This window comes from Lachnoclostridium sp. An14, from assembly GCF_002160755.1.
In the GTDB taxonomy this organism is placed as follows: domain Bacteria; phylum Bacillota; class Clostridia; order Lachnospirales; family Lachnospiraceae; genus Lachnoclostridium_A.
Genome location: NZ_NFLE01000013.1, coordinates 17,998 through 43,110, shown reverse-complemented (window position 1 = coordinate 43,110; position 25,113 = coordinate 17,998). Strand labels below are relative to the sequence as shown.

The 25,113-nt window shown below is 56.5% G+C and carries 20 protein-coding genes; 5 read left to right on the top strand and 15 right to left on the bottom strand.

Going from position 1 to position 25,113, the window contains the following annotated elements; translation table 11 throughout:
• Positions 1 to 322: 322 nt before the first annotated feature.
• On the bottom strand, positions 323 to 1,558 hold the full coding sequence (locus tag B5E84_RS09255; RefSeq protein ID WP_087221979.1) for an RtcB family protein: 1,236 nt from the start codon (positions 1,556 to 1,558) through the stop codon (positions 323 to 325).
• A 329-nt stretch (positions 1,559 to 1,887) separates the two neighbouring features.
• Between B5E84_RS09255 and B5E84_RS09250 the strand changes: the two genes are divergently transcribed.
• Positions 1,888 to 3,132, top strand: a complete 1,245-nt coding sequence (locus tag B5E84_RS09250; RefSeq protein WP_087221977.1) for a WYL domain-containing protein — start codon at positions 1,888 to 1,890, stop codon at positions 3,130 to 3,132.
• 11 nt (positions 3,133 to 3,143) lie between these two features.
• Positions 3,144 to 4,160: a WYL domain-containing protein gene (locus B5E84_RS09245; RefSeq protein ID WP_087221975.1), complete on the top strand. Its 1,017-nt coding sequence runs from the start codon at positions 3,144 to 3,146 to the stop codon at positions 4,158 to 4,160.
• Here the strand turns inward: B5E84_RS09245 and B5E84_RS09240 are convergent.
• On the bottom strand, positions 4,129 to 4,650 hold the full coding sequence (locus B5E84_RS09240; protein ID WP_087221973.1) for a CarD family transcriptional regulator: 522 nt from the start codon (positions 4,648 to 4,650) through the stop codon (positions 4,129 to 4,131). The genes B5E84_RS09245 and B5E84_RS09240 overlap by 32 nt on opposite strands.
• Positions 4,651 to 5,065: 415 nt before the next feature.
• Here B5E84_RS09240 and B5E84_RS09230 point away from each other — a divergent pair, with 415 nt between their 5' ends.
• The gene (locus B5E84_RS09230) at positions 5,066 to 5,569 is read left to right on the top strand and encodes a MarR family winged helix-turn-helix transcriptional regulator (RefSeq protein ID WP_204248568.1); all 504 of its coding nucleotides are present in this window, start codon (positions 5,066 to 5,068) and stop codon (positions 5,567 to 5,569) included.
• Positions 5,570 to 5,604: 35 nt separating this feature from the next.
• Complete coding sequence (locus tag B5E84_RS09225) at positions 5,605 to 6,936, top strand: MATE family efflux transporter (protein WP_087221970.1); 1,332 nt, start codon at positions 5,605 to 5,607, stop codon at positions 6,934 to 6,936.
• A gap of 208 nt (positions 6,937 to 7,144) precedes the next feature.
• Here B5E84_RS09225 and fsa read toward each other — a convergent pair whose 3' ends face one another.
• The 8 genes from fsa to B5E84_RS09185 form a co-directional block, all read right to left on the bottom strand.
• Positions 7,145 to 7,798, bottom strand: coding sequence for a fructose-6-phosphate aldolase (fsa, locus tag B5E84_RS09220; protein WP_087221968.1), 654 nt, complete (start codon positions 7,796 to 7,798; stop codon positions 7,145 to 7,147).
• Positions 7,799 to 7,813: 15 nt separating this feature from the next.
• A complete protein-coding gene (locus tag B5E84_RS09215; protein WP_087221966.1) occupies positions 7,814 to 8,506 on the bottom strand; it encodes an L-ribulose-5-phosphate 4-epimerase in 693 nt (230 codons plus the stop codon).
• Between the two features lie 14 nt (positions 8,507 to 8,520).
• Complete coding sequence (locus B5E84_RS09210; protein WP_087221964.1) at positions 8,521 to 10,137, bottom strand: xylulokinase; 1,617 nt, start codon at positions 10,135 to 10,137, stop codon at positions 8,521 to 8,523.
• Positions 10,138 to 10,157: 20 nt separating this feature from the next.
• On the bottom strand, positions 10,158 to 11,660 hold the full coding sequence (gene araA, locus B5E84_RS09205; protein WP_087221962.1) for an L-arabinose isomerase: 1,503 nt from the start codon (positions 11,658 to 11,660) through the stop codon (positions 10,158 to 10,160).
• A gap of 47 nt (positions 11,661 to 11,707) precedes the next feature.
• The gene (locus B5E84_RS09200) at positions 11,708 to 12,790 is read right to left on the bottom strand and encodes a GntR family transcriptional regulator (RefSeq protein ID WP_087221960.1); all 1,083 of its coding nucleotides are present in this window, start codon (positions 12,788 to 12,790) and stop codon (positions 11,708 to 11,710) included.
• 72 nt (positions 12,791 to 12,862) lie between these two features.
• Entirely contained in the window at positions 12,863 to 14,032 is a 1,170-nt protein-coding gene (locus B5E84_RS09195; RefSeq protein WP_087221958.1) for an ABC transporter permease subunit, read from the bottom strand.
• The gene (gene mmsA / locus B5E84_RS09190) at positions 14,032 to 15,591 is read right to left on the bottom strand and encodes a multiple monosaccharide ABC transporter ATP-binding protein (protein ID WP_087221956.1); all 1,560 of its coding nucleotides are present in this window, start codon (positions 15,589 to 15,591) and stop codon (positions 14,032 to 14,034) included. Before mmsA ends, B5E84_RS09195 begins: the two co-directional genes overlap by 1 nt.
• 281 nt (positions 15,592 to 15,872) lie before the next feature.
• On the bottom strand, positions 15,873 to 17,042 hold the full coding sequence (locus tag B5E84_RS09185; RefSeq protein WP_087221954.1) for a substrate-binding domain-containing protein: 1,170 nt from the start codon (positions 17,040 to 17,042) through the stop codon (positions 15,873 to 15,875).
• Between the two features lie 114 nt (positions 17,043 to 17,156).
• Here B5E84_RS09185 and B5E84_RS09180 point away from each other — a divergent pair, with 114 nt between their 5' ends.
• Positions 17,157 to 17,729 carry a hypothetical protein gene (locus B5E84_RS09180; RefSeq protein WP_087221952.1) on the top strand — a complete coding sequence of 191 codons (573 nt, stop codon included), beginning with the start codon at positions 17,157 to 17,159 and terminating at the stop codon, positions 17,727 to 17,729.
• A gap of 110 nt (positions 17,730 to 17,839) precedes the next feature.
• Here B5E84_RS09180 and B5E84_RS09175 read toward each other — a convergent pair whose 3' ends face one another.
• From B5E84_RS09175 to B5E84_RS09155, 5 genes are all read right to left on the bottom strand, one after another.
• Positions 17,840 to 18,898, bottom strand: coding sequence for an aldose epimerase family protein (locus B5E84_RS09175; protein WP_087221950.1), 1,059 nt, complete (start codon positions 18,896 to 18,898; stop codon positions 17,840 to 17,842).
• Between the two features lie 15 nt (positions 18,899 to 18,913).
• Complete coding sequence (gene asd, locus B5E84_RS09170; RefSeq protein WP_087221948.1) at positions 18,914 to 19,999, bottom strand: aspartate-semialdehyde dehydrogenase; 1,086 nt, start codon at positions 19,997 to 19,999, stop codon at positions 18,914 to 18,916.
• Positions 20,000 to 20,115: 116 nt separating this feature from the next.
• Entirely contained in the window at positions 20,116 to 20,835 is a 720-nt protein-coding gene (deoD, locus tag B5E84_RS09165; RefSeq protein WP_087221946.1) for a purine-nucleoside phosphorylase, read from the bottom strand.
• A 34-nt stretch (positions 20,836 to 20,869) separates the two neighbouring features.
• Complete coding sequence (locus B5E84_RS09160; RefSeq protein WP_087221944.1) at positions 20,870 to 23,104, bottom strand: DNA gyrase/topoisomerase IV subunit A; 2,235 nt, start codon at positions 23,102 to 23,104, stop codon at positions 20,870 to 20,872.
• Positions 23,105 to 23,138: 34 nt separating this feature from the next.
• On the bottom strand, positions 23,139 to 25,058 hold the full coding sequence (locus B5E84_RS09155) for a DNA gyrase/topoisomerase IV subunit B (protein ID WP_087221943.1): 1,920 nt from the start codon (positions 25,056 to 25,058) through the stop codon (positions 23,139 to 23,141).
• Between the last annotated feature and the right edge of the window lie 55 nt (positions 25,059 to 25,113).

Genomic DNA, 25,113 nt, shown 5'->3' with positions numbered 1-25,113 from the left:
AAACGGCCGTGACTAAGGCGGCGCAGGCCGGCAGGAGGGCTGCCGTTCCCTTCCTTTCGTCTGGTTCCGGCCGGAGCCTGGGGCGCTTTCCTTCCCTTCCTGATAGATGGGGCACTGTGGTGCAATGCCTTACGATTGCTATACCAAGCTTAGCTACGCATTCCTGATGCGGTGGGATTTGAACCCACGAAAATCGTGTCTTTTTCCTTTACAGGGAATTTGCAGACCGCCGGAACACCTTCCCGCCAGAGGGGGCGGCGCCGGGAGGCGCAGGAAGAACGCCTCGCCCTTAGGCTGCCTGCCAATATTCAGAATCCTTCGGCTATCCCTTTACGACGCCGATGGTTTTCAACCGTTTCACAGGGGTGACCAGATCCTTCTGGCGCTCCATGACCCCCTCAATGTCCTTGTAGGCAAACCGGCTCTCCTCCGCCACGTCCGCCTTGTTTTTCTTTCCCAGGACCACGGACTGAGCTTTTAAATCCACCATGACCTCCTCACAGGAAAACACCGCCATGGCGCCCTTTCTGGAATACCTTCTGCCTGCCCCGTGGGAGGAGGAGCAAAAGCTCTCTGGATTTCCCTTTCCCTCCACCACGTAGCTGAAGGAGCCCATGGCGCCGGGAATCACTGCCCGCTCTCCCTCTCCCGCCCGCATGGCGCCCTTCCGGTGAACCCACACCTCCTCGCCGTAGTGGGTCTCCAGGGCCGCGTAGTTGTGGTGGCAGTTGATGTCCCCGGAAAACTCCAGATTCAGACTGGTGTACTTCCCGATCCACTTTTCCAGGATCGCCTTTACCGCCAGCATCATCTTCTCCCGGTTCTCTTTGGCAAAATCCATGGAAAGCTGCATCCAGGCCAGATACCGCTTTCCCTCGTCCGTATCTGTGGGCAGAAAGGCCAGCCGGTACTCGTCGGGAACCTGGCTGTACCATTTCCCATTTAACTCCCTGGCGATCCGGTGGAAATAGTCACACACCGATTTTCCCACGTGACGGCTGCCGGAATGGATCATCACCGACACCATTCCCTCTCCGTCCTCCTGGAGCTCGATGAAATGGTTGCCGCCGCCCAGGGTTCCGATCTGAAAATATCCCGCCTCCAGCTGCCCCAAAAGCTCTCCGTCCCGCTCATAGCGGTCAAACTCCTCCATGGCCCGGTCCATGGTATAACAGGGCATCACCGTCTTGTGGTGGGCGAACCCTACGGGGACATTTCGCATCACATCCCCGATGATGGCCTGGAGCAGATTGCCGTTTCCCGTCTCCGTCTCCCGCAGGAGAGCCGCCGGGATATTGGTCTCCGTGTAGGCCATGCCGCAGCCGATGTCCACCCCCACCGCGTTGGGGATCACCACGTCTTTTGCCGCAATCACCCCGCCGATGGGCATTCCCATACCCGTGTGGGTGTCCGGCATCAGGCAGACCCACCGGTGCAGGAACGGAAGATTTGCCAGATGTATCGCCTGTTCCTTACAGGTCTCCTCAAGCTCTCTCTCATCCTCCAGCCATATCCGCACCGGAACCTTCATGCTGTCCTTCTCATACATCACAAACATTCTTTTCCACTTCCTTTCCGTCTTCTGTCTGCGTCTGTATCTTGGTTACACTCCCAAAATATCCCATTTTTTCCAGAAAATCATTTAAAAAATGTTGCGCACTGGAAAATGTGGTATAATGTGAACACTTGGCGAGGTTTTTCACGAGCCTAGTGAGAACATATGCCTGTGCACTTAATGAGGTATTTTACGAATTTAGTGCACATGGTATAATGACGAGGAAAGCGCGGATCGTGCTTGCACGAATCCGCGTTTGACGAGAAACTCCATCGAGACGCAGTCGAGATGGGATAATGAAAACATCCTACACTCCAAAAGGAGGCCAAACCATGCAGGAATTCCAGGAACTGATCAAAAACTTCAGCCGTGTCCGGGACTATATGCGTCAGTTTTTCATCTATGGATTCAAATCCAGGGCCGATTTCGGCGAAAAAAGCTCTCGAACCTACGACAACGAGCGCCGCAGGATCGAGAGCTGGCTCTCCCCCTGGGTGGCCTCCGGCTACACCGCCCGGGGAAAGCAGGTTTCCATCACCGTGGACAGTATGCAGGTGCCGGAAAATCCCCTCTACGCCGCCTGGAAATCCAAAGGATTCACCGACAACGACTTAGCCCTCCACTTCCTTCTCCCGGACCTTTTGACCTCCCACCCCCAGGGCCTGGCGGTGAGCCAGCTCTGCGACTTCCTGGCGGCAGAATACGGGGCCCTGTTTGACAGCCAGACCGTCCGCCTGAAATGCCGGGAGTACGAGACCGCCGGGATGTTCCTCTCCTCCAGAGAGGGAAAGCGGGTGACCTACCGCCTGGCCCAGCCCTTAGAGGCGGAAACGACCCCTCTCTGGAAACGGATGACGGCCGCCCTTTCCTTCTTCCAGGGCGCCGCCCCCTTCGGATTCATCGGCAGCACCCTTCTGGACCGGGAAAACGCCTCCAACCGCCTGTTCCAGTTCAAGCACCAGTTCATCGTCCACACCCTGGAGGACGGCATTCTGGCCCAGCTCTTGGACGCCATCCAAAGCCGCTCCCAGATCACCTGCGAATACAAAAGCAGCCGGACAGGGCGGGGCGCCTCCCTTTCCGGCATTCCATTAAAAATTTTCGTCAGCACCCAGACAGGGCGCCGCTACCTCTGCTACTACCAGCCCGACTTCCGGCGGCTGAACACCGCCCGCCTGGACGGCATTGTCTCCGTCACCGTCACCGGTCCCGCACCCGCCTTTGAACAAGCCATGGCCGCCCTGCACCGCAACGAATCCCGCTGCTGGGGCGTATCCTTTGGAAAGCAGACCGGCCGCCAGGAAACGGTGGCCATCCGCATTGCCATCGACGAGGCCACGGAAGGCCACATCCTGCACCGTTTGGAGCGGGAGGGCCGGGGCGGCGAGGTTTCCAAAATCCGCGACGGCGAGTACCTCTACTACGCCACCTTCTTCGACACCAATGAAATGCTATCCTGGATCAAATCCTTCACCGGCCGCATTCTGGACATCCAGGGCACCAACGAAACCGACATCCAGAAACTCATCCGGGACTGGGAACGGATGTACCGGATGTACGGCCCCCATACCCCATGAGGAGGAACTCCATGGAACTGTTTGACAAGCTCTACAACTGCTACTATACCGCCGCCCGCCACATTTTAGAGGCCGCCGCCTCCCGCCCGGTGGGACGGCAGGAAATGGAACACCTCTGCCGCTCCTACGGGTTTCAGGAGACCTTTCTCTCCCTGATTCCCAAACTCACCGGCGGCCCCGTTCCCCTTTTAAAAAAAGAAAAAGACGGATTCCGCTCCGTCCTTGCCTCTCCGCCTCCAAAGCTCCCTCTCACCAGCCTGCAGAAGGCCTGGCTGCGGGCCCTTTTGGAGGACAGCCGCTTTGCCCTGTTTTTCGACGATGATGAAATCGCCCTGCTCCGTCAGTCCCTCTCCGGGGTGGAACCTCTCTACCGGGAGGAGGATTTCCGCTACTTCGACCGGTTTGCCGACGGCGATCCCTACGAAGATCCTGGCTACCGCTCCCGGTTCCACACCATCCTCACCGCCCTGGAGGAGGGCCAGGTTCTCCTGATCTCCTACGAGGGAAAAGGGGGACGGATCCGCCATTTTGAAATCTTTCCCTGTCAGATTCAGTTCTCCTCCAAAAACGACAAGCTGCGCCTTCTGGGACTGGCCCGGTTTCGCGGTTTCTTCTCCCGCAAATCCATCCTGAATATAAGCCGCGTCCGGGACTGCCGCCTCTCCTCGGAGCGCCCCGCCGTCTCCCCCGGCCGTTTCCGTTTCCGTCCGGTGAAACGGGCAAAGGAGCCGGTACTGCTCTCCATCGGGGGAGAGCGCAATTCCCTGGAGCGGTGTATGCTCCACTTCGCCAACTACGAAAAGCACACGGAGTACGACGAGGAACAGGGCCGCTGGCTCTGCTCTATCTACTACGACACCGCTGACGAGACGGAGCTGCTCATCGACATTCTCTCCTTCGGACCGGTGGTGGAGGTGCTGGGCCCGGAGCCCTTTTTAGCCCAGGTGCGGGAACGGGTGTGCCGCCAGCACCAGCTGCTCTGGGGAAACCTGGAACCTACTCCGCCGTCCCAATCCGGTCCCGGATAAATCCCCGCACCTGATCCCGCTCCAGCCCCAGGGAAACGGCCAGCTCCCCGTAGAGGCAGTCCTCCGCCAGTTTCATGTACCGGCTGTCCGCGTCCGTGGCTTTCTTCCCTCTGGCCAGCCGGGTGCGCCGCCTGGCGTAAATGGTCTTTAACACCTTCACCAGCGCCTCCGCCTGGCAGGCGTAAAGGGCCTCCCGGTACTCCGTCTCTCGCCGTTTCTCGTCGGTGATCGTCAGCATTTCCGCCGTGGGCATCCCGTCGATCAGATCCAGGGCCTTCTCCCTGGAGAGCACTGGACGGATCACTATTTTCTGATTGTCCACCGGGGTAAACACCACGCTCTCCTTCTCATAGACCGGCACCAGGGTGTAGTAAATCCGGCCTTTCTCCACTCCGCTCCTGGAAATCCCGCCCCCATCCAGGGGGCCCACACATTCCACCCGGCACACGCCATGGGTTCCGCAAACGATCACATCTCCAGCCTGAAACATTCCTCTCATCTCCAATTCTAAAACACGATTATCCTGTTCCTTCTATTTTAATACAAAAACCGATCCCCGTGTAAGGCCCCATCTCCTGTTTTTTCCCGATTTGTGAAAGTTTGCCCATACAGGGCGGGGAAGTTTTTGTGAAAATTTTCGTGCTTTCCCCGGTTTTTCCCCTCTCCAATCCCAAACCGCGGCGCATTTCCCGTCTCCGTCCGCCCATTTTCCGCCTCCGCTCGCCCATCTTCTGCCTCCGTCCGCCCATTTTCCGCCTCCATCCGTCTATCTTCCAGCCTTCATCCGCCTATTTCCCCTGTTGACTTTAATCCCATTTCGTATTATAATCATCAGTACGATTTCGTATTATAATATCAGAACAGAACCATTTTCACCTTATAAAAACAAAAAAGGAGGCTTTCTTTTGGACCATCCCTATGAAACCATCCGGCGCATCATGCTTGCCATCAACCAGATCGACGGCCTGTACTACCTTTTGGGCAGACACTACGGGGTCAATGAAAACACCCTGGCCTTCCTCTATGCCCTGGACGACGAAAGGCCCCACTCCCAGAAGGAAATCAGCGACCAGTGGCTGATCCCCCGCACCACCGTAAACTCCATCGTCAAACACATGATAGCCGACGGCAACCTGGTCTTTGACGGCGGACAGCACACCAAAGAAAAGGCCATGGTGCTCACGGACCAGGGCCGCCAGCTCGCCCGCCGCTTGTTAAACGACGTCTACCAGGCGGAGGAACAGGCCATCCTGGACACCCTGCAAAACTTTTCCCCGGAGTTTGTGGAGGCGTTGGAATATTTTAGCCAGCGCTTAAACGCCGGGTTTGAGGAACTTGTGCTGAGCAAAACGAAACAGACGGAGGAGCCGGAACCGCAAATCCCGGATGCCCCCGGCCAAACCGGATAAAAAACAGACCAGAACGACGAGAAAGGAAGGAAAACATGAGCATTACGTTATCCAGCCATTTTACCTACAAGAAACTGTTTTATTTCTGCATCTCCCCCATTATTATGATGGTGTTCACCTCCATTTACGGCGTGGTGGACGGATTTTTCGTGTCCAATTTCGTGGGAAAAACCCCCTTCGCCGCCGTCAACATCGTCATGCCCTTCCTCATGATTCTGGGCGGCGTGGGATTTATGATCGGAACCGGAGGCAGCGCCCTGATCGCCAAGACCCTGGGCGAGGGGAAACAGGACCTGGCCAACCGCTACCTCACCATGCTGGTAAAGCTCACCGCCATCCTGGGTGTGATCCTCTCCCTGGTAGGCATTGCCCTGATCCGCCCCATCTCCCTGCTGCTGGGCGCCACGGAGGCTATGCTGGAGGACTGCGTGATTTACGGAAGGATCGTGCTGGCCTTTAACGCGGCGTTTATGCTGCAAAACGTGTTCCAGACCTTTCTGGCCACCGCGGAAAAGCCAAAGCTGGGCCTGGCAGTGACCACCACCGCCGGGCTGGCAAACATCCTGCTGGACGCCCTTTTTATCGCCGTCTTCCGGTGGGGCGTGGCCGGGGCTGCCATCGCCACCGGCATCGGCCAGTGCATCGGCGGCCTCCTGCCCCTGATCTACTTCCTGCGACCAAACACCAGCCGCCTGCGGTTCGCCAAAGCAAAGCTGGAGGCCCGCCCCCTGATCAAGGCCTGTGTAAACGGCTCCTCCGAGCTGATGAGTAACATTTCCACCTCCCTGATCAGCGTCCTCTACAACCTCCAGCTGCTGAAGTTCGCCGGGGAAAACGGCGTGGCCGCCTACGGTACCCTGATGTACATCCAGTTTATCTTTATCGCCGTATTTATCGGCTACACCATCGGCACCGCCCCCATCATCGGCTACCACTACGGCTCCGGCAACACGGGAGAGCTGACCAACCTGTTAAAGAAAAGCTTTCTCCTGGTGACGGCTGCCGGTGTGGGCATGACCGCCCTGGCCTGGGCCTTCGCCGGCCCTCTGGCCGGAATCTTCGTGGGCTACGATGAGGAGCTGTTTGCCATGACAAAGCACGCCTTCCGGATTTTCGCCTTCTCCTTCCTGCTGTCCGGAGCCAACATTTTCGCCTCCTCCTTTTTCACCGCCTTAAACGACGGGGCTGTCTCAGCGGCCATCTCCTTCCTGCGGACCCTGGTGTTCCAGGTGTTTTCCGTCCTGCTCCTGCCCCTGGTTCTGGGCCTGGACGGCATCTGGTACTCCATCTCCGTGGCAGAGCTTTTGGCCTTCGCCGTCTCCCTGATCTTCCTGGCCGCTAATCGCAGGAAGTACGGGTATCTGTAGCACATAAACAGTGTACGGCTTGGCGCACACTCGCGCCGAAACACGGCTGCGTCAGCAGCCTTATTCCTCTGCGCGGAGTGCGCCTCCCGCCGGAGACTTTTGTGTCATAGGGAACACAGTTTCTGACACAAAAAATCCAGGCCGGACCCTCAATCCAAAGGTCCGGCCTGGATTCCTATTTCACAGAGGAATGGGATCTCTCAGCCCATTACTCCCCGAATACAGCCTTATAATCCGCCTGGAATTTCTCGATGCCCTGATCCGTCAGCGGGTGTTTCGTCATCTGCACCAGTACCTTGTAGGGAACGGTGGCGATGTCCGCGCCGGCCTTCGCGCAGTCGATCACGTGGATGGGATGACGCACGCTGGCAGCGATGATCTCCGTCTGAATGTCGTGCATTCCAAAGATCTCCGTGATGTCGTTGATCAGGTCAATGCCCGGCATGGAAATGTCGTCCAGTCTCCCTAAGAACGGGGAAACGTAGGTGGCGCCTGCTCTGGCGGCTAACAGAGCCTGGGCTGCGCTGAATACCAGAGTCACGTTGGTGGCAATGCCCTCAGCGGACAGCACCTTTACAGCCTTTAAGCCTTCCACGGTCATGGGGATCTTTACCACCATGTTGGGATGGATCTTGGCGATCTCCCGGCCCTCGGCGATCATGCCCTCGGCATCGGTGGTGGTAGCCTTTACCTCACCGCTGATGGGGCCGTCCACGATGGAGGCGATCTCGGAGATCACCTGCTTAAAATCACGGCCCTCCTTGGCGATCAGGGACGGGTTGGTGGTAACTCCGCAGATAATTCCCATATCATTTGCTTTTCTGATCTCATCTACATTCGCTGTATCAATAAAAAATCTCATACCGGAACCTCCTTCTTATTTCTGTCCGTAGTACGCGTTTGCGCCGTGTTTTCTCAGATAGTGCTTGTCCTGCAGGCACTGAGGGGTCTCCTCCACATGGGGGTTGATCCACTCGCATCTGGCAGCCATCTTGGCCACCTCCTCCAGTACAACGGCGTTGTGAACCGCCTCGTGGGCGTCCTTGCCCCAGGTGAAGGGGCCGTGATTTTTGCAGAGCACGCAGGGAACCGCGATGTGGTCCAGACCGTGCGCCTCAAAGTGATCGGCAATCAGCACTCCCGTGTTCTTCTCGTACTCCTCCAGCTCCTCTGCCGTCAGATTCCGCACACAGGGCACCCGTCCGTAGATATAATCCGCGTGGGTGGTGCCGTAGCTGGGAATGTCCCTTCCCGCCTGCGCCCAGGACGTAGCCCAGGGACTGTGGGTGTGGACAACTCCCCCAATATCCGGAAAACGGTTGTAGAGCACCACATGGGTCTTGGTGTCGGAGGAGGGATTTAAGTCTCCCTCCACCTTCTCTCCCGCCAGGTTCATGACCACCATATCCTCCGGGCGGAGCTTGTCGTAATCCACCCCTGACGGCTTGATCACAAACAGCCCCTTCTCCCGGTCGATCCCGGAGACATTGCCCCAGGTAAAGGTCACCAGCCCATACTCCGGCAGTTTCATATTTGCTTCATATACTTCCTTTTTTAATTCCTCCAGCATCTGGTTTCCCTCCATCAGCTCAACAGCTCAATGTGCTCCACGGCAGCTCTCTCTGCCGCCAGCCCGGCCTTATAGCGCTCCACGAACACTCCAAAGCCCTCAGCGTCCTTCTCGTCCGCGTCCTCACAAACGGAAACGGCATCCGCAAACACCTTGTTTGCCAGGAAGTCCTCCAGGGTCTCCCCCTCCGCCTTTCTCACGGTGTAGGCAGCCAACAGGGCGATTCCCCAGGCGCCGCCCTCTCCCGCCGTCTCCATCACAGAAACCGGGGTAGACGCGGCCGCGGCCATGATCTTCTGGCCCACGCCCTTTGTCTTAAAGAGTCCGCCGTGGCCCATGAGGCGATCCAGTTTCACGCCCTCCTCCTTTAACATCAGATCCATGCCGATCTTTAAGGTGGCCAGAGAGCTGTACAGGTGGCTCCTCATGAAGTTCGCCAGGGTGAAACGGCTGTCCGGGGTACGCACAAACATGGGGCGTCCCTCCTCAAAGCCCGTCACCGGCTCGCCGGATAAGTAGCAGTAGGACAGCAGTCCGCCGCAGTCCGGGTCTCCCGTCATGGCGTGGTTATAGAGGGCTCCGTACAGCTTTCCCTTGTCCGCCGGCATTCCCATCAGCTCGCAGAACTCGCCGAATAAGGATACCCAGGCGTTTAAGTCTGAGGTACAGTTGTTGCAGTGAACCATTCCCACCAGATGGCCGGAAGGAGTGGTAACCAGGTCGATCTCCGGATAGACCTTGGAGAGCTCCTTCTCCAGCACCACCATGGCGAATACGGAGGTACCTGCCGACACGTTTCCGGTGCGGACCGCCACACTGTTGGTGGCAGCCATTCCCGTACCCGCGTCTCCCTCCGGCGGACAGAAGGGGATTCCCGCCTTTAAGGAGCCTGACACATCCAAAAGACGCGCTCCCTCCTCTGTCAGCCGGCCGGCCGGCTCTCCTGCCATGAGGATGGCAGGGAGTACCTGACGAAGGCGCCAGGAGTACCCGTCCTCCTCCACCAGCTTGTCAAACTGGTCTGCCATTCTCTCGTAATAGCAGCCCTTTTCCGTATCAATGGGGAACATTCCGGAGGCATCCCCTACGCCCAGTACCTTCTCACCGGTCAGTTTCCAGTGAATGAAACCGGCCAGGGTGGTCAGGTAGGACAGTCTGGGCAGGTGCTCCTCCTTGTTTAACATAGCCTGGTACAGATGGGCGATGCTCCACCTCTGGGGAATGTTGTAGGAAAACATCTGAGTCAGCTTTTCTGCCGCTTCCTGGGTGATGGTATTTCTCCAGGTGCGGAAAGGAACCAAAAGCTCCCCCGCCTCGTCGAAAGCCATATACCCGTGCATCATGGCGCTGACCCCGATGGAGCCGGCTGTCGTCAGCTCCTCTCCGTAGAGATTTAGAACCTCCTGCTTTAAATCGGCATAGCACGTTTGAAGTCCCTTTATGATCTCATCCAGAGGATAGGTCCAGATACCATTTTCCAGATGATTTTCCCATTCATAGCTGCCCTGAGCCACCGGCTCCAGGCTCTCCCCCACCAGCACCGCCTTGATTCTGGTGGAACCAAATTCAATTCCGATGGCCGTCCGGCCCTCGCGAATATCCTGTATGATTTTTTCTCTTTCCTCAGCCATAGGTGCTCCCCTCCTCCGTCTTAGCGGAATTTGTAGTAAGCCTCATTCCAGCGAAGCTCGTTGCGGAAGTTGCGGATCGTGGTGTCCTTGTCGATGTAGACCGCCTCGATGCCCATGCAGGCCGCCCAGTCTCCCATCTGCTCTGCGGTCAGATCGTAGGAGAATGCGGTGTGATGTGCGCCGCCGGCGTAGATCCAGGCTGCGGCACCCGTTCTCAGATCCGGCTGCGGCGTCCAGAATGCCTTCGCAACCGGAAGTTTCGGCATATCCTTCTCCGGTTTCTTTACGTCCACATCGTTGATGATCAGGCGGAAACGGTCTCCCAGGTCGATGAGGGAGGTGGCAACGCCCTTGCCCTCCTTGGCGGTAAACACCAGTCTGGCCGGATCCTCTCTATCGCCCATGGACAGAGGCTGCTCTTTGATAAAGATCTCGCCGTCCGCGATGGTGGGGCAGACCTCCAGCATATGAGACTGCAGGATGCCTTCCTTGCCATGGATTAAGTTGTAGGTATAGTCCTCAAAGAAGGTGGTTCCCTTAGCGTTGGGAGTTCCCTCCGCCATGATCTTCATCAGTCTCACCATGGCTGCCGTCTTCCAGTCGCCCTCAGCGCCAAAGCCGTAGCCCTTCTCCATCAGTCTCTGGATGGCCAGGCCGGGAAGCTGTTTTAAGCCGCCCAGATCGCCGAAGTGGGTCACGATGGCCTGGTAGTTTTTCTCCTGTAAGAACCGCTCAAAGCCCAGCTCGATCTGTGCCTGTACGGCTACGTGCTCTCTGAACTCCTTCTCGTCCCGTCCCTCTAAGAGGATGGTGTACTTGCTGTAATACTCCTCCACTAAAGCGTCGGTGTCTGCCTTGGAAACGGCGTTCACAGCGTCCACGATCTCGTTTACCGGGTAAGCGTCTACCTCCCAGCCAAACTTGATCTGAGCCTCTACCTTATCGCCGTCGGTTACGGCCACGTTTCTCATGTTGTCCGCCACACGCATGACGCGGATGTGGGAGGACTCTGCCACGCCTACGGCCGTTCTCATCCAGGAGGCCAGGGACGCGATCACATCCTCATCCTCCCAATGGCCTACCACCACCTTGCGCTCAATGCCCATACGGCTTACGATGTGGCCGTACTCTCTGCCGCCGTGAGCGGACTGGTTCTCGTTCATGAAATCCATGTCGATGGTGTCATAGGGGATCTCCCGGTTGAACTGGGTATGTAAATGGCACAGGGGCTTTCTGTACTCCTGAAGGCCCAGGATCCAGCTCTTTGCCGGAGAGAAGGTGTGCATCCAGGTGATCACACCGGCGCACTCCTCGTCCTGATTTGCCTCGTTGAAGGTTCTGCGGATCATCTCGTTGGTGAGCAGGGTCGGTTTCCATACCAGCTCAAACGGCAGCTTGCCGCTCTTATTTAACTCGTCTACGATAATGTGGGAATGCTCCGCCACATGGGCCAGGCACTCGTCTCCATACAGGTCCTGAGACCCGGTACAAAACCAGAATTTATATTTTTTTGCATTTAACATAGCGCTCTCTCCTTTTCATTGTTGTCGCTGTACGCAGTTTCGGCGCTCTATCCCCGCGCTCTGCAGCGCACCGCCGACTCCCGCACCTTGATCTCCACGGGAAACTCGTAGGTCCCGTCAAAATCCGGTTCCCGGATCATAGCCAGAAGGTTTTCCGCCGCCCGTTCCCCCAGGCTCTCCATGGGATGGATCACCGAGGTGAGGGGCACGGCGTTGAGCCTGGCTAGCTCGGAATTGTCCACGCTGGCCAGGGATACTTCGTTTGGTACGGCGATCCCCTCCTCCTGGAGCAGGCCGGTGAGGGCGTGGGCCACCTCGTCATTGTAGCAGACGCAGGCGGTGCAGCCCTTCATCCTATTTAAAATCCGGTCTCTGGAGTAGGTGAAGTTTCTCTCGTCCTCCGTGTCCAGCCATACCACCCGGCTCTCCCGGATGGGGATGTCATGGGCGCGGAGCGCCTCCACATAGCCCTGGTAGCGGCGCTGTCCCTGACCGTCGTCGCTCTTAAAGATTCCCGCGATCCTGCGGTGTCCCAGACTGATCAGGTATTCCGCGGCCGCCTTTCCCGCCTCCACGTCATTTAAAGACACGTGGGGAATGCCAAGGCCGGGATAATAGGAGTGGAAGAACAGCACCGGAATCCCTTTTTCCCGTATTTTCTCATAGAGATCACAGTTTACATTGGGGATTCCGCTCATCACCGGCTCGGCGATGACGCCGTCCACATCCTCTCCCAGCACCTCCTCCAGCACCCGTTTCTCATCGTCGATGTGATTGTAGGTGAAGGCGATGCCGACGCTGCACCCGTGCGCCTCCAGGGTCCTTGTCATTCCCTGGAGCACCCTCGGGAACAGATAGCTGTTGATATAGGTACTGATGACCTTGATCCGTTTCTCTCTCGTATCCTCGGAAACCGCAGACTGGCCGCTCCGGATATAGTTGCCGCTTCCCTGCCTGGACTCCAGGATCCCCTTTTTGCCCAGCACAGAGAGGGCGTGGCGCACGGTCTGACGGCTGTAGCCGAACATGGCCCCCAGCTCGTTCTCCGGCGGCAGCTTATCGCCGTCTGCCAGCTCCCCGTTTTTTATCCTGTTCTCCACCCATCTCACGATTTCCAGATACTTTGCCATTTTTACACCGTTTCCTTTTCGTTCGCTATTTCGTCCTTATCCTAATACATCGGGAAACAAAATGCAATAGCTTTAGTTTTTCTTTCTCTTGCTCAGCACGTCGAAGGTAACGGCGCCCAGCAGAACCGCGCCCTTAACTACCTTCTGGAAGTCCGTAGGAAGACCGATCATGGACATACCATTGTTCAGAACGCCCATAACCAGGGCTCCAACCACGGCTCCCGTAACAGTACCAACGCCGCCGGCCGCAGCCGCGCCGCCGATGTAGCAGGACGCGATGGCATCCAGCTCTACGCCGTCACCCATCTTCGGGTTGGCAGCGCCCTGACGGGCGGAAAGAATGATTCCGGCGATGGCGGAAAGCAGTCCCATGTTTACATAGATCCAGAAGAATACCCTTCTCGTATTGATACCGGAGAGGCGGGCTGCCTTCTGGTTACCGCCCAGGGCGTAAATCTGACGGCCTGCAACGGTCTGGCTGGTGATGAAGTGGTAGATGGCCACGATGATGCCCACGATGAGCAGCTGCAGCGGGATACCGTTGTTTCTGCCAAGGCTGGTCATAATGAACCAGATCAGTACGATGAAGATGGCATTCTTCACAACCATCTGCCAGGGAGTGATGTTCGGGAAACCATACTTATTATTCGTCTTGATGGTGCGCAGCTCGGAAAGGAGGATGCACGCGGTGGCAACCACGGCCACGGCCACGCTCAGCAGGTCGATCTGCCCGCTGCCGAAGGCCACTTTAATAGAAGGAAGGAAACCGGCGCCCACCTGTGTGTAGCTGGTGGGAAGGGGTCCAACGGTCTTGGATGCAAGTAAGGTATATGTAAGTCCTCTGCCCATCAGCTGGGTAGCCAGGGTTACAACGAAAGGCGGGATGTCCAGGTAGGCGATGAATACGGCGGCGAATACGCCCATCACCAGGCCGATGCCAAGGGCAACTGCCCAGGAGGCCGGTACGGACCAGCCCTGCTCCATCACCAGCTTGCCTGCGCAGGCGGCGCTGAGAGCTACTACAGAGCCAACGCCCAGATCAATGTTACCGGTCAGTACGCAGAGCAGCATACCGGTAGCCAGGATGATGATGTAACCATTCTGCATGATCAGGTTATTGATGTTTACCGGAGTGGCGTTTGCCCCCTTTGACAGAACGTAAAACAGGCCAAAGATCACGACCAGCGCGAGAATCATGGCATAGGATTTCATATCCATGTTGATATATTTCTTTTTTTCCATTACTGCTCTCCTCCCTTTTCCTTATTGTGTTCCATAATCGTCTTCATAACATTTTCCTGGGTCAGCTCAGACCGGCTCACCTCGCCGGCGATCTTTCCTTCATTGATCACGTACACCCGGTCACAGGTTCCGATCAGCTCCGGAAGCTCTGAGGAAATGATGATCACCGCGTGTCCCGACTGTGCCAGCTCATTGACGACACAGTAAATCTCGTACTTGGCGCCTACGTCGATACCTCTCGTAGGCTCATCCAGAATCAGGACATCCGGCTGCGTGGCCATCCACTTGGCCAGAACCACCTTCTGCTGGTTTCCGCCGGAAAGAGAACCTACCGCCTGATTGATGGAGGTAGCCTTGGTGTTCATCTTTTTCTTGTAGTCCTCAGCCGCCAGGATCTCCTCGTTCTTATTCACAATGCCGTGCTTGGAGAAGTAAGTCCCCAGAGCGGCCATGGTGGTGTTGTGCTTGATGTCGTCGATCAGCACCAGTCCGTAGGTCTTTCTGTCCTCGGAGGTGTAGGCGATCTTGTTCTTGATGGCATCCTGCACCGTCTTAGTGCTCACTTCCTTGCCGTGCATGAACACCTGGCCGGAAATCTTCTGGCCGTAGGAGTGTCCAAACAGGCTCATGGCAAACTCGGTACGGCCGGCGCCCATCAGGCCTGCCAGGCCTACCACCTCTCCGGCCCGCACTTTGATGTTGATGTTGTCAATCACCTTCTTGTCGGCGATCTCCGGATGGTATACCGTCCAGTTCTTCACTTCCATTACCACATCTCCGATGGGGCAGTCCTTCCTCTCCGGATAGCGGTTGCTCAGCTCACGTCCAACCATTCCCTTGATGATGCGGTCCTCCGTAAACTCGTCCACGCCCTTCTTTAAGGTCTCGATGGTGTGGCCGTCACGGATTACGGTGATGGAATCCGCCACATAGCTGATCTCGTTTAACTTATGGGAAATAATGATACAGGTCACGCCGCGTTTCTTAAACTCCAGCATCAGCTCCAGCAGGTGAGCGGACTCCTCGTCGTTTAACGCCGCCGTCGGCTCGTCCAGGATCAGCAGATCCACGTTCTTTGCCATGGCCTTGGCGATCTCAATCAGCTGCTGTTTTCCTACGCCCAGGGTATTGATCGGCGCGTTCACGTTCTCGTGACCCAGGCCCACGCTCTCCAGCGCTTCCTTTGCCTTCTTCTTCGTCATCGTCCAGTCGATCACGCCCTTCATGGAAACCTGCTCGTTGCCCATGAACACGTTCTCGGCGATGGACAGGTACGGGCTTAACGCCAGCTCCTGATGGATGATAACGATTCCCTTTTCCTCACTGTCGCGGATGTTTTTGAAGTGACACGTCTCGCCCTTGTAGACGATGTCTCCCTCGTAGGTTCCCGCCGGGTACACTCCGGACAGAACATTCATCAGCGTGGATTTACCCGCTCCGTTCTCGCCGCAGAGCGCGTGGATCTCTCCCTTTTCCACCTTCAGGTTCACATCGTCCAGAGCTTTGACGCCGGAGAACTTCTTGGTTATGTGGTTCATCTCCAGAATTAATTCTGCCATTCTTGCGCCTCTCCTCTCTCCCGCCTCCTCGCGGGTATGGTTCCACCGCAATCCCCCCTTCCGGCCGGCGATTGCGTATAACAAAGGCGACGGTTTTCTGCCGCCGCCCTTATCAGTCTGTCATTCTGTCTTAAAACAGTGTGCGCTTGGCGCACACTCGCGCCGGAGCGCGGCTACGCCAGCAGCCATTTTCCTTTGCGCGGAGTGTGCCTCCTTGCGGAGCATTCTTGTTTAACAGGAAACGAAGTTTCCTGTTAAACAAAGATATGATCCGCTAGAAATTATAAGCCAAGATCCTCAGCAGTGTAGTATCCGCTGTCTACCAGGAGCTCCTGATAGTTGCTCTGATCAACGGCCAGCGGCTCACACATATAGGTGGGAACTACGAATACGCCGTTGTCATACTGCTCGGTGTCGTTTACTTCCGGCTCAGCTCCGGCCAGAACCGCGTCGATCATGCTTGCGCACTTGTCAGCAAGGATACGGGTATCCTTGAAGATGGACATGGTCTGAGAACCCTCGATGATGTTCTTTACTGCCATCGCGTCGGAATCCTGTCCGGTGATCATCGGCCAGTCCTCTCCGCCAACGGTGTAGCCAGCTGCCATTAAAGCTGCCTTGATGCCGTAGGAGAATCCGTCGTATGCGGAGCAGGCAATGTCAAGTTTCTCATCTGCGTAGTAAGCAGTGAGGATGTTCTCACAGTTCGCCTGAGCGGTCTCCTGAGACCATCTGAGGATACAGGTGTCGTCAAAGCTGGTTCTGCCAGATTTGCAAACCAGAGTGCCGTCGTCTAAGTACTCCTGGAGAACTTCCATGATTCCGTTGTAAAGAAGGAGCGCGTTGTTGTCATCCGGGGAGCCCATGAAGAACTCGATGGTGTAGGACTCGCCGTTTGCTCTGGCGCCTTCCAGATCCTTGTTGTCCTTGATGTAGTTACCGATTACGCGGCCAACGCCTACGTTATCGAAAGTTGCGTAGTAAGAAACTGCGTCGGTGTTCATCAGCAGGCGGTCATAAGCTACGATCGGGATGCCTGCGGATTTTGCCTGAGCCTCTGCGTTTACCAGAACGTCAGAGTCAACAGCCGCGATAACCAGGCAGTCCACAGTCTGAGCTACAAAGTTCTCAACCTGGGTAACCTGAGCCTGAGGATCATCCTCCGCGAACTGCACATCTACAGCGTAGCCTTTCTCCTCAAGCAGCTTCTTCATGTTGGCTGCGTCGTTGATCCATCTCTCTGCGGACTGGGTCGGCATACAGATACCGATTCTCTTTCCCTCCGCGCTGGTGGACGCCTCTGCCGCCTCGGTCGTGTCAGCTGCATCTGCTGCCGCCTCCGTATCACCTGCCGGCGCTGCCGTTGTGGTAGCGGTCTCATTGCTTCCGCAGGCTGCCACGGAGAATGCCATGGCCGTAGCAAGGGCTACACTGAATAATCTTTTTTTCATGTTTCTTCCTCCTTTTTATTTTGAGTGCAACTTGTAAATACAAGTTTGCCTCTTTTTTACTTTTTCAGATAATGACCAGTTCGGCCCCGGGACAACTCAGAAGTTCTTGTCATTATGCCTGTTCTGTTTTTTGTCCGTCTTTATCTTATGGTCAAATTGTACATCATGCCGCCAGGTTTGTCAATACAGCGTTTGTATTTTCTGCCCATGTTTTTTTACTTTTATTCCAATTTTTTTGAGAAAATAAGTACCAATTTGATATTTGTACATAGCAAAACTGTACCAATTTTGTTTTTCTGTACAATATTGGTGGGATGTGTCGATTTCGTTTTTCACAATTTGTATCAATTTTGTATTTATCTCAAAATATTGGTATTTTCAGATGTTTTTATTGTTCTTCCTGCACACGTTGTGGGATTTTCACAGTCTGCGCGGCTATTTTCCGCTGCACTCCGTAAAAATGGGTATTTTTTCCAGTTGCCAGTGGACTGGAAGTGGTACGTTTCTGCCGAGAGACTCTGGGCAGCAGCCGTGTTCCTCTGCCTGGAGCGCGTTTCCGCTTCCGGCTTTCGTTTTGCCAAACGTGAAACTTCCTATAATACTTCCTATAATAATGAAGGGATAAACAGCGCTTTGCCCCTGGCAGCCCGGGATCACAAAAAGCCCCGGCGCGGAACTCTCTTTTGAGAATCCCGCGCCGGGGCCCACTCTGCCCTTTTGGGGCAAGCTGTTTCTTCTATTAAATATTGTATTAAATGTGCGTTGCTGGTGCACGCTCACGCCGGTGCACGGCCGGTTTACCGAACCGTAAACTTGTACACCGTGACGGTGTGATATTCCTTCCCCTCCGGCAGAATGGGGGACGGGAACTGAGGGTGATTGACGGCGTCGGGATAGTACTGGGTCTCAAAGCAGTAACCCGCCCGCTCCTGGTACTTCGCCCCGCCCTTTCCGGGACGGGTGCCGTCGATGTAGTTGCCGGTGTAGAACTGCACGCCGGGAAGGTCCGTGTAGACCTCCACGCCGATGCCGGTCTTTTCGTCCACCGCCTCCGCCACCAGCCGCAGGCTGCCGTCGTAGCCGTCCAGCACCCAGTTGTGATCGTAGCCTTTGGCCATGATCAGCTGGTCATAACTGGCGCCAATCTCCCGTCCGATCTCCTTAAACTCCCGGAAATCCATGGGAGTTCCCTCCACCGGAAGAATCTCCCCGGTGGGGATGGACGTGGCGTCCGTGGGGGTAAACTGTTCCGCCAGGATCCGCACCTTCTGATCCAGAATGGTCCCGGTCTCCTGTCCGGCCAGGTTGAAATACACGTGGTTGGTAAAGTTGGCCACTGTGGTTTTGGTGGCCACCATGGTGTAGGAGATGGAGACGCTGTCATCCTCTCCCAGGGTGTAGCGCACTTCGATTCTGGCCTTTCCGGGGTATCCCTGGTCGCCGTCCTCACTCCAGAGGGAGAACTCGGCATAGGTCCCCGTCTCGTCCGCTCCGGCCTGGGCCTCCCAAAGGCGGTTCCGGTAAAAATCCAGGCCGCTGTGGAGATTGTTGGGGCCGTTGTTGGCGGTGAGCTGGTACTCTGTTCCTTCCAAGGTAAAGCGGCCGCCGGCGATGCGGTTGGCATTTCTGCCCACGATCGCCCCGAAGAAGGAATCGTCCTGGAGATAGTCCTCCGGCCGGTCATAGCCCAGGATCACATCCCGGCTCTTTCCGTTTTTATCCTTCACCACCATCCGGTTCCAGATGGCGCCCAGGTCCAGGAAGGTACATTCCGTCCCATGGCCGTTTACCAGAGTGTAGGCGTATACCTGACGCCCGTCCGGCATTTCGCCGAATAAAGTTTTGCTGTAAGCCATCGCGTTATCCTCCGCTTATTTCGCGCTGATATATCCCTTCGCCGTCAGCAGCTCTGCGCAGAGGATAGCTCCTCCCGCCGCTCCGCGGACGGTGTTGTGGGACAGTCCCACAAATTTCCAGTCGTAGACCGTGTCCTCTCTCAGACGGCCGATGGAGATGCCCATGCCCTTCTCAAAGTCCACATCCAGGGTTACCTGGGGGCGGTTGTCCTCCTCCATATACTGGATGAACTGTTTCGGAGCGCTGGGAAGATCCAGCTCCTGGGGAAGGCCTTTAAAGCTCACCAGCTTTTCCACCAGCTCCTCCTTCGTCGTCTTCTTCCGGAACTTCACGAACGCCGCCGCCGTATGTCCGTCCAGCACGGGCACGCGGATGCACTGACAGGTGATCACCGGCTCCTTCGCCTTCACAATCTCCCCGTTTTCCACAGTGCCCAGGATGCGCAACGGCTCCTGCTCGCTCTTTTCCTCCTCGCCGCCGATGTAGGGAATGATGTTCTCCACCATCTCCGGCCAGTCCTTAAAGGTCTTCCCCGCTCCGGAAATAGCCTGGTAGGTGGTCGCCACCACCTCGTAGGGCTCAAATTCTTTCCAGGCGGCCAGGGCCGGGGCATAGCTCTGAATGGAGCAGTTGGGCTTTACGGCGATAAAGCCTCTCTCCGTTCCCAGACGTTTCTTCTGGGCGGCGATCACCTCGAAGTGCTCCGGATTCACCTCCGGAATCACCATGGGCACGTCGGGAGTCCAGCGATGGGCGCTGTTATTGGATACCACGGGAGTCTCCGTCTTGGCGTAAGCCTCCTCGATGGCTTTGATCTCCTCTTTCGTCATATCCACGGCGCTGAACACGAAATCCACAGTGGCGGCCACAGCCTCCACCTGATTCACGTCCATCACCACCAGCTTTTTTACGGCCTCCGGCATGGGAACGGCCATTTTCCACCGTCCGCCCACAGCCTCCTCATACGTCTTTCCCGCGGAACGGGGGCTGGCCGCCACAGTTACCACCTCATACCAGGGGTGATCCGCCAGCAGGGAAATGAACCGCTGTCCCACCATACCCGTGGCGCCGAGAACGCCTACTCTCAGTTTCTTTTCCATAATCATTCTCCTCTTTCGCTGTCTTGCCGACATTTTTCTCCTATCCTATAACAAGACGAGGAAAATTTCAAGTGTTTTTTGCCGATATGCAAACAAATGTCCGCACTACGCAAACATCAGGCCAGGGCCAGAGCAACCTCCATCATGTCGGTAAAGCTCTCCTGCCTCTCCTGTGCCGTCATGGCCTCTCCCGTGATGTCGGAATCGGAGATGGTCACGATGCAGAGGGCGTTCACGCCGGCCGCGGCCGCGTTGCTGTAAAGGGCTGCGGACTCCATCTCCACCGCCAGGACGCCCATGTCGCTCCAGGACGTGCCGATCTCCGGCATATTGGGGGTGTAGAACATATCGGAGCAGAGCAGGTTTCCTACGTGGTACCGCAGATTCTTCTCTTTGGCGGCTGCCACGGCCTTCTCCAGCAGCTCATAGCTGCAGATGCAGGAGTAATCTCCCGGAAGGCGGAACTGTCTCACGTAGTTGGACGTGGTGCAGGAGCCCATTCCAAATACCAGGTCTTTCACCTTTACGTTGGGATTTAAGGCGCCGGCGGAGCCGATGCGGATCAGGTTTTTGCAGCCGTAGCCGTGGATCAGCTCGTAGGAATAGATTCCGATGGACGGGCAGCCCATGCCGGTACCCATAACGGATACTCTCTTTCCCTTGTAGGTTCCGGTGTAGCCGAAAATATTTCTCACGGCGTTAAACTGTACGGCGTCCTCTAAGAACGTCTCCGCAATAAATTTGGCCCGCAGGGGATCACCCGGCAGCAGCACGGTCTCCGCTACGTCTCCTACCTTCGCAGTCATATGAGGTGTGGGAATTGTCAGTGTTGGCATAAAATTTCCTCCTTCTCCTTTGTTTCGGGCGGGATTAAAGCCTCGCCCGGGTTCCTTTTCCGTCCCTCTTTCCCAGTTTCAGCCGGTTCAGATGGACGTCTTTTCCCTTATATTCTACTACAGGATCGTCTCCTAATAAATAAACTTTTTCTAAATTTTCTCCGTCGGCCAGTTTCATGCCCCGGACGCCCTTGGACGCCTTCTTCATCACAGGGATTTCCTCCATGGAAAACCGCAGGAATACGCCGCCGTCCGTCTGGAGAATCACGTCGTGCTCCCCGTTTACAGGCACCACCGCCGTCAGGCTGTCTCCCTCCTGGAGCTTTGTGGAAACCACGGTGCGGTTGTTGGTGCAGAACTCGCTGCCAGGCACCAGTTTCACCATAGCCTGCTTTGTGGCAAAGAGCAGGGTGCTCTCATAGAGGGATTCCCCGTTCACCAGGTAAACAATCTCCTCCTTCGTGCCGTCAAACCGGCTCAGGTTGTCGATGGGAACGCCTTTGTCCCGCAGCTTTCCCGCGGGCACATCCGCCAGCTTGACCTGGTGCAGGGCGCCTATGTCCGTAAACAGGCAGATCCGGTCGGAGCTCATACAGGGCACCACGTGGGTGTGCTCCCCGTCCACCGTCTCCCGGTTCCGCTCATACACGGCCCGGTCCAGGGTCTTGCAGTAGCCGAACCGGTCCATGACAAACACCACCGGCTGCTCCGCCGCGGGAGTCTCCACGTAGGCGATCTCCCGGCTGTCCTCGATGACCGTCCGCCTGGGAATGGCAAATTCCTTCCGGATGGCCAGCAGGTCGTCCTTGATGACCTGATCCATGGTTTTCCGGCTTTTTAAAATCTTCTGATACCGCTCGATCTTTTTCACCGTCTCCTTGTAATCCTTTTCCAGGGCCAGAATCTCCAGGCCGATGAGCTTGTACATCCGCATTTCCAGGATGGCCGTGGCCTGGCGCTCGGAAAAGCAGAGGCGCTTGGCGTCCTCCTCAAAACCGGGAGTGCGGAAATGGATATTGGAAATGTCGCCGTTTACCAGGCAGGCCTTGGCGTCCTTTAAGTTCCTGGAGCCCCGGAGCACGGCGATAATCAGGTCAATGATGTCGCAGGCCCGGATCAGTCCCTCCTGGACCTCCTTTTTCTCCAGCTCTTTCTCCAGCAGGGCCTTGTACTTCCTGGTGGTGTTCTCGTGCTGGAAGTCCATGAAGTTCTTTAAGACCCCCCGCAGGTTTAAGGTCTCCGGGCGGCCGTCCACGATGGCCAGCATATTGACGCCGTAGGTGTCCTCCAGTTTCGTCTTTTTGTAGAGGATGGCCTTGATTTTCTCCACGTCGGCGTCTTTTTTCAGCTCCAGCACGATGCGGATGCCCTCTTTGTTGGACTGGTTGGAAATGTCCACCACGTCCGGCAGCTTTTTGGACTCCACCAGGTCGGCCACGTCCACCAGGAACTTGTTGATGCCGGCGCCCACCATGGTGTAGGGGATTTCCGAGATCACCAGCTTGTCCCGGTCCGCCTTCCGTTTTCCCAGCTCCACCTCGATCCGCCCCCGCAGTTTCAGGCGTCCGGAGCCGGTCTCATAGATGGCGGGCAGATCGCTTTTATTGGCGATGATGCCGCCGGTGGGGAAGTCGGGGCCCGGCAGCTTTTCCATCAGCTCCGCCGTGGAGATGTCCGGGTTGTCGATGTAGGCCATCACCGCGTCCACCACCTCTCCCAGGTTGTGGGTGGGGATGCTGGTGCTCATGCCTACGGCGATGCCCTCGGCGCCGTTTACCAAGAGGTTTGGCACCCGCACCGGCAGCACCTCCGGCTCTTTGTCCGTCTCGTCATAGTTGGGGACAAAATTTACGGTCTTGTCCAGATCCTTTAAATAGACCTCCTCCGCAAATTTTTGCAGCCTGGCCTCGGTGTAACGCATGGCAGCCGCCCCGTCGCCCTCGATGGAGCCGAAGTTTCCGTGTCCGTCCACCAGAGGCATTCCCTTTTTAAAGCCCTGGGACAGGACCACCAGGGTGTCGTAGATGGAGCTATCGCCGTGGGGATGGTACTTACCCATGGTATCTCCCACAATACGGGCCGCTTTCCGGTGGGGCTTGTCGTGGTTCAGCCTCAGCTCGCTCATATCGTAGAGTACCCGCCGCTGTACCGGTTTCAAGCCGTCCCTGGCGTCAGGGATGGCTCTGGCGGTGATCACGCTCATGGAATAATTCATGTAGCTTTTCTGCATTTCCTCTGAATATTCCGTCTTTATTATCTTTTCAGCCATTTGAATTCTCCTCGCTTATTTCCATGCCCGCCGCCTAGGCGTCAATCTCCGCCTCGTCCGCGTGGTCGTAAATGAATTGCCGTCTGGGCGGCACGTCGCTGCCCATGAGCATTTCCGTAATCTCCGATGCCATGCGGGCATCCTCGATCTCCACCTGCTTGAGTACCCGCCGCTCCGGATCCAGGGTCGTCTCCCAGAGCTGCTCCGGGTCCATCTCTCCCAGGCCCTTATACCGCTGAAGGGTAAACTCTCCCGTATGGGTTTTCCGGTAGCGCTCCAACTCCCTGTCGTCAAACAGATACTGCTCCTGCCCCTTTTTGGGAATCACCTTATAGAGGGGGGGCATGGCGATGTACACGTGGCCGTTGTAGATTAATTCCGGCATGAACCGGTACAAAAAGGTGAGCAGCAGCGTGTCGATATGGCTCCCGTCCACGTCCGCGTCCGTCATCAGGATGATCTTGTTGTACCGCAGCTTTCCAATGTCAAAATCGTTTCCATAGCCCTCGGAAAAGCCGCAGCCGAAGGCGTTGATCATGGTCTTGATCTCCGCGTTTCCCAACACCTTGTCCATGGAAGCCTTCTCCACGTTCAGAATCTTTCCTCGGATGGGCAGGATGGCCTGGTACTGGCGGTTTCTGGCCGTTTTGGCGGAGCCGCCGGCGGAATCTCCCTCTACAATGAAAATTTCGCACTTGGAGGCGTCCCGGCTCTCACAGTTTGCCAGCTTTCCGTTGCTGTCGAAGGAAAACTTGGATTTGGAGAGCATATTGGTCTTGGCCTTTTCCTCCGCCTTGCGGATCTTCGCCGATTTCTCGGCGCAGCCGATGATGCCCTTTAGCACCTCTAAGTTCCGGTCAAAATACCGGGTAAGCTCGTCCCCGGTCACGGAAAATACGGCCTTGGTGGCGTCGGCGCTGGCCAGTTTCGTCTTGGTCTGACCCTCGAAAATGGGGTCGGGGTGCTTCACCGCCACGATGGCCGTCATACCGTTTCTGGTGTCCGCTCCGGTGAAGTTGCTATCCTTTTCCTTCAGGATCCCTAACTCCCTGGCGTAGCCGTTGATCAGCTGGGTGAAACGGGTTTTAAAGCCCATGAGATGGGTGCCGCCTTCCTGGGTGAAAATGTTGTTGCAGAATCCCAGAGTGTTCTCCTCAAAGGCGTCCACAAACTGGATGGCTACCTCCACCTCGATCTTCTCCGACGTCCCCTTATAATAAATCGGCTCGTGCACCGTCTCCTTGCCAGCATTTAATTCCCGCACGTAGGCCACGATTCCGTCCGGCTCGCTGTAGTCCACCTGCTCCTCCTCACCGGCTCTGCGGTTTTCGTAATGAATGGTCAGGGCCGGATTTAAGTAAGCGGTCTCGTGCAGGCGGCTTTTCAGCCATTTGTCCTTAAACCTGGTCTTTTCAAAGATTTCCCCGTCCGGCAGGAAGTTGATCTCCGTTCCCGTGGCCTTCGTCTTTCCCACCACCGGCAGCAGGCCGTTCTCCAGCTGGACTGTGGGGATTCCCCTCTCGTAGGCGTCGTGATGGATGCCGCCGTTCTGGTAAATTTTCACGTCCATCCGCTCAGACAGGGCGTTTACCACAGAGGAGCCTACGCCGTGGAGGCCGCCGCTGGTCTTGTAGGCCTCATTGTCAAATTTTCCTCCCGCGTGGAGGGTCGCTAACACCACCCGCTCCGCGGAAATGCCTTTTTTGTGCATTCCCACCGGGATGCCGCGGCCGCTGTCTTTTACGGTGCAGGAACCGTCCGCCTCCAGCGTCACCCAGATCTCGTTGCAGTAGCCCGCCAGATGTTCGTCCACCGCGTTGTCCACGATTTCATAGATCAAATGGTTTAACCCCTTGGTGCCCACGTCCCCGATGTACATACCAGGGCGCTTGCGCACCGCCTCCAGGCCCTCCAGCACGGTGATGCTGTCCGCATTATACTGTGTCTTTGCCATGTAATGCCTCCAAATCTCGTATTCTATCCGTTCATATGCCACCTGATTATGGCAT

Coding starts and splice junctions, on each gene's coding strand:
- araA (WP_087221962.1), bottom strand. CDS start 11,660: ATGTTAAATGCAAAAAAATATAAATTCTGGTTTTGTACCGGGTCTCAG.
- B5E84_RS09225 (WP_087221970.1), top strand. CDS start 5,605: ATGAGCATTACGTTATCCAGCCATTTTACCTACAAGAAACTGTTTTAT.
- B5E84_RS09185 (WP_087221954.1), bottom strand. CDS start 17,042: ATGAAAAAAAGATTATTCAGTGTAGCCCTTGCTACGGCCATGGCATTC.
- B5E84_RS09200 (WP_087221960.1), bottom strand. CDS start 12,790: ATGGCAAAGTATCTGGAAATCGTGAGATGGGTGGAGAACAGGATAAAA.
- B5E84_RS09240 (WP_087221973.1), bottom strand. CDS start 4,650: ATGTTTCAGGCTGGAGATGTGATCGTTTGCGGAACCCATGGCGTGTGC.
- asd (WP_087221948.1), bottom strand. CDS start 19,999: ATGGAAAAGAAACTGAGAGTAGGCGTTCTCGGCGCCACGGGTATGGTG.
- B5E84_RS09250 (WP_087221977.1), top strand. CDS start 1,888: ATGCAGGAATTCCAGGAACTGATCAAAAACTTCAGCCGTGTCCGGGAC.
- B5E84_RS09215 (WP_087221966.1), bottom strand. CDS start 8,506: ATGCTGGAGGAATTAAAAAAGGAAGTATATGAAGCAAATATGAAACTG.
- fsa (WP_087221968.1), bottom strand. CDS start 7,798: ATGAGATTTTTTATTGATACAGCGAATGTAGATGAGATCAGAAAAGCA.
- B5E84_RS09175 (WP_087221950.1), bottom strand. CDS start 18,898: ATGGCTTACAGCAAAACTTTATTCGGCGAAATGCCGGACGGGCGTCAG.
- deoD (WP_087221946.1), bottom strand. CDS start 20,835: ATGCCAACACTGACAATTCCCACACCTCATATGACTGCGAAGGTAGGA.
- B5E84_RS09210 (WP_087221964.1), bottom strand. CDS start 10,137: ATGGCTGAGGAAAGAGAAAAAATCATACAGGATATTCGCGAGGGCCGG.
- B5E84_RS09160 (WP_087221944.1), bottom strand. CDS start 23,104: ATGGCTGAAAAGATAATAAAGACGGAATATTCAGAGGAAATGCAGAAA.
- B5E84_RS09155 (WP_087221943.1), bottom strand. CDS start 25,058: ATGGCAAAGACACAGTATAATGCGGACAGCATCACCGTGCTGGAGGGC.
- B5E84_RS09255 (WP_087221979.1), bottom strand. CDS start 1,558: ATGTTTGTGATGTATGAGAAGGACAGCATGAAGGTTCCGGTGCGGATA.
- B5E84_RS09180 (WP_087221952.1), top strand. CDS start 17,157: ATGCCTGTTCTGTTTTTTGTCCGTCTTTATCTTATGGTCAAATTGTAC.
- B5E84_RS09195 (WP_087221958.1), bottom strand. CDS start 14,032: ATGGAAAAAAAGAAATATATCAACATGGATATGAAATCCTATGCCATG.
- mmsA (WP_087221956.1), bottom strand. CDS start 15,591: ATGGCAGAATTAATTCTGGAGATGAACCACATAACCAAGAAGTTCTCC.
- B5E84_RS09245 (WP_087221975.1), top strand. CDS start 3,144: ATGGAACTGTTTGACAAGCTCTACAACTGCTACTATACCGCCGCCCGC.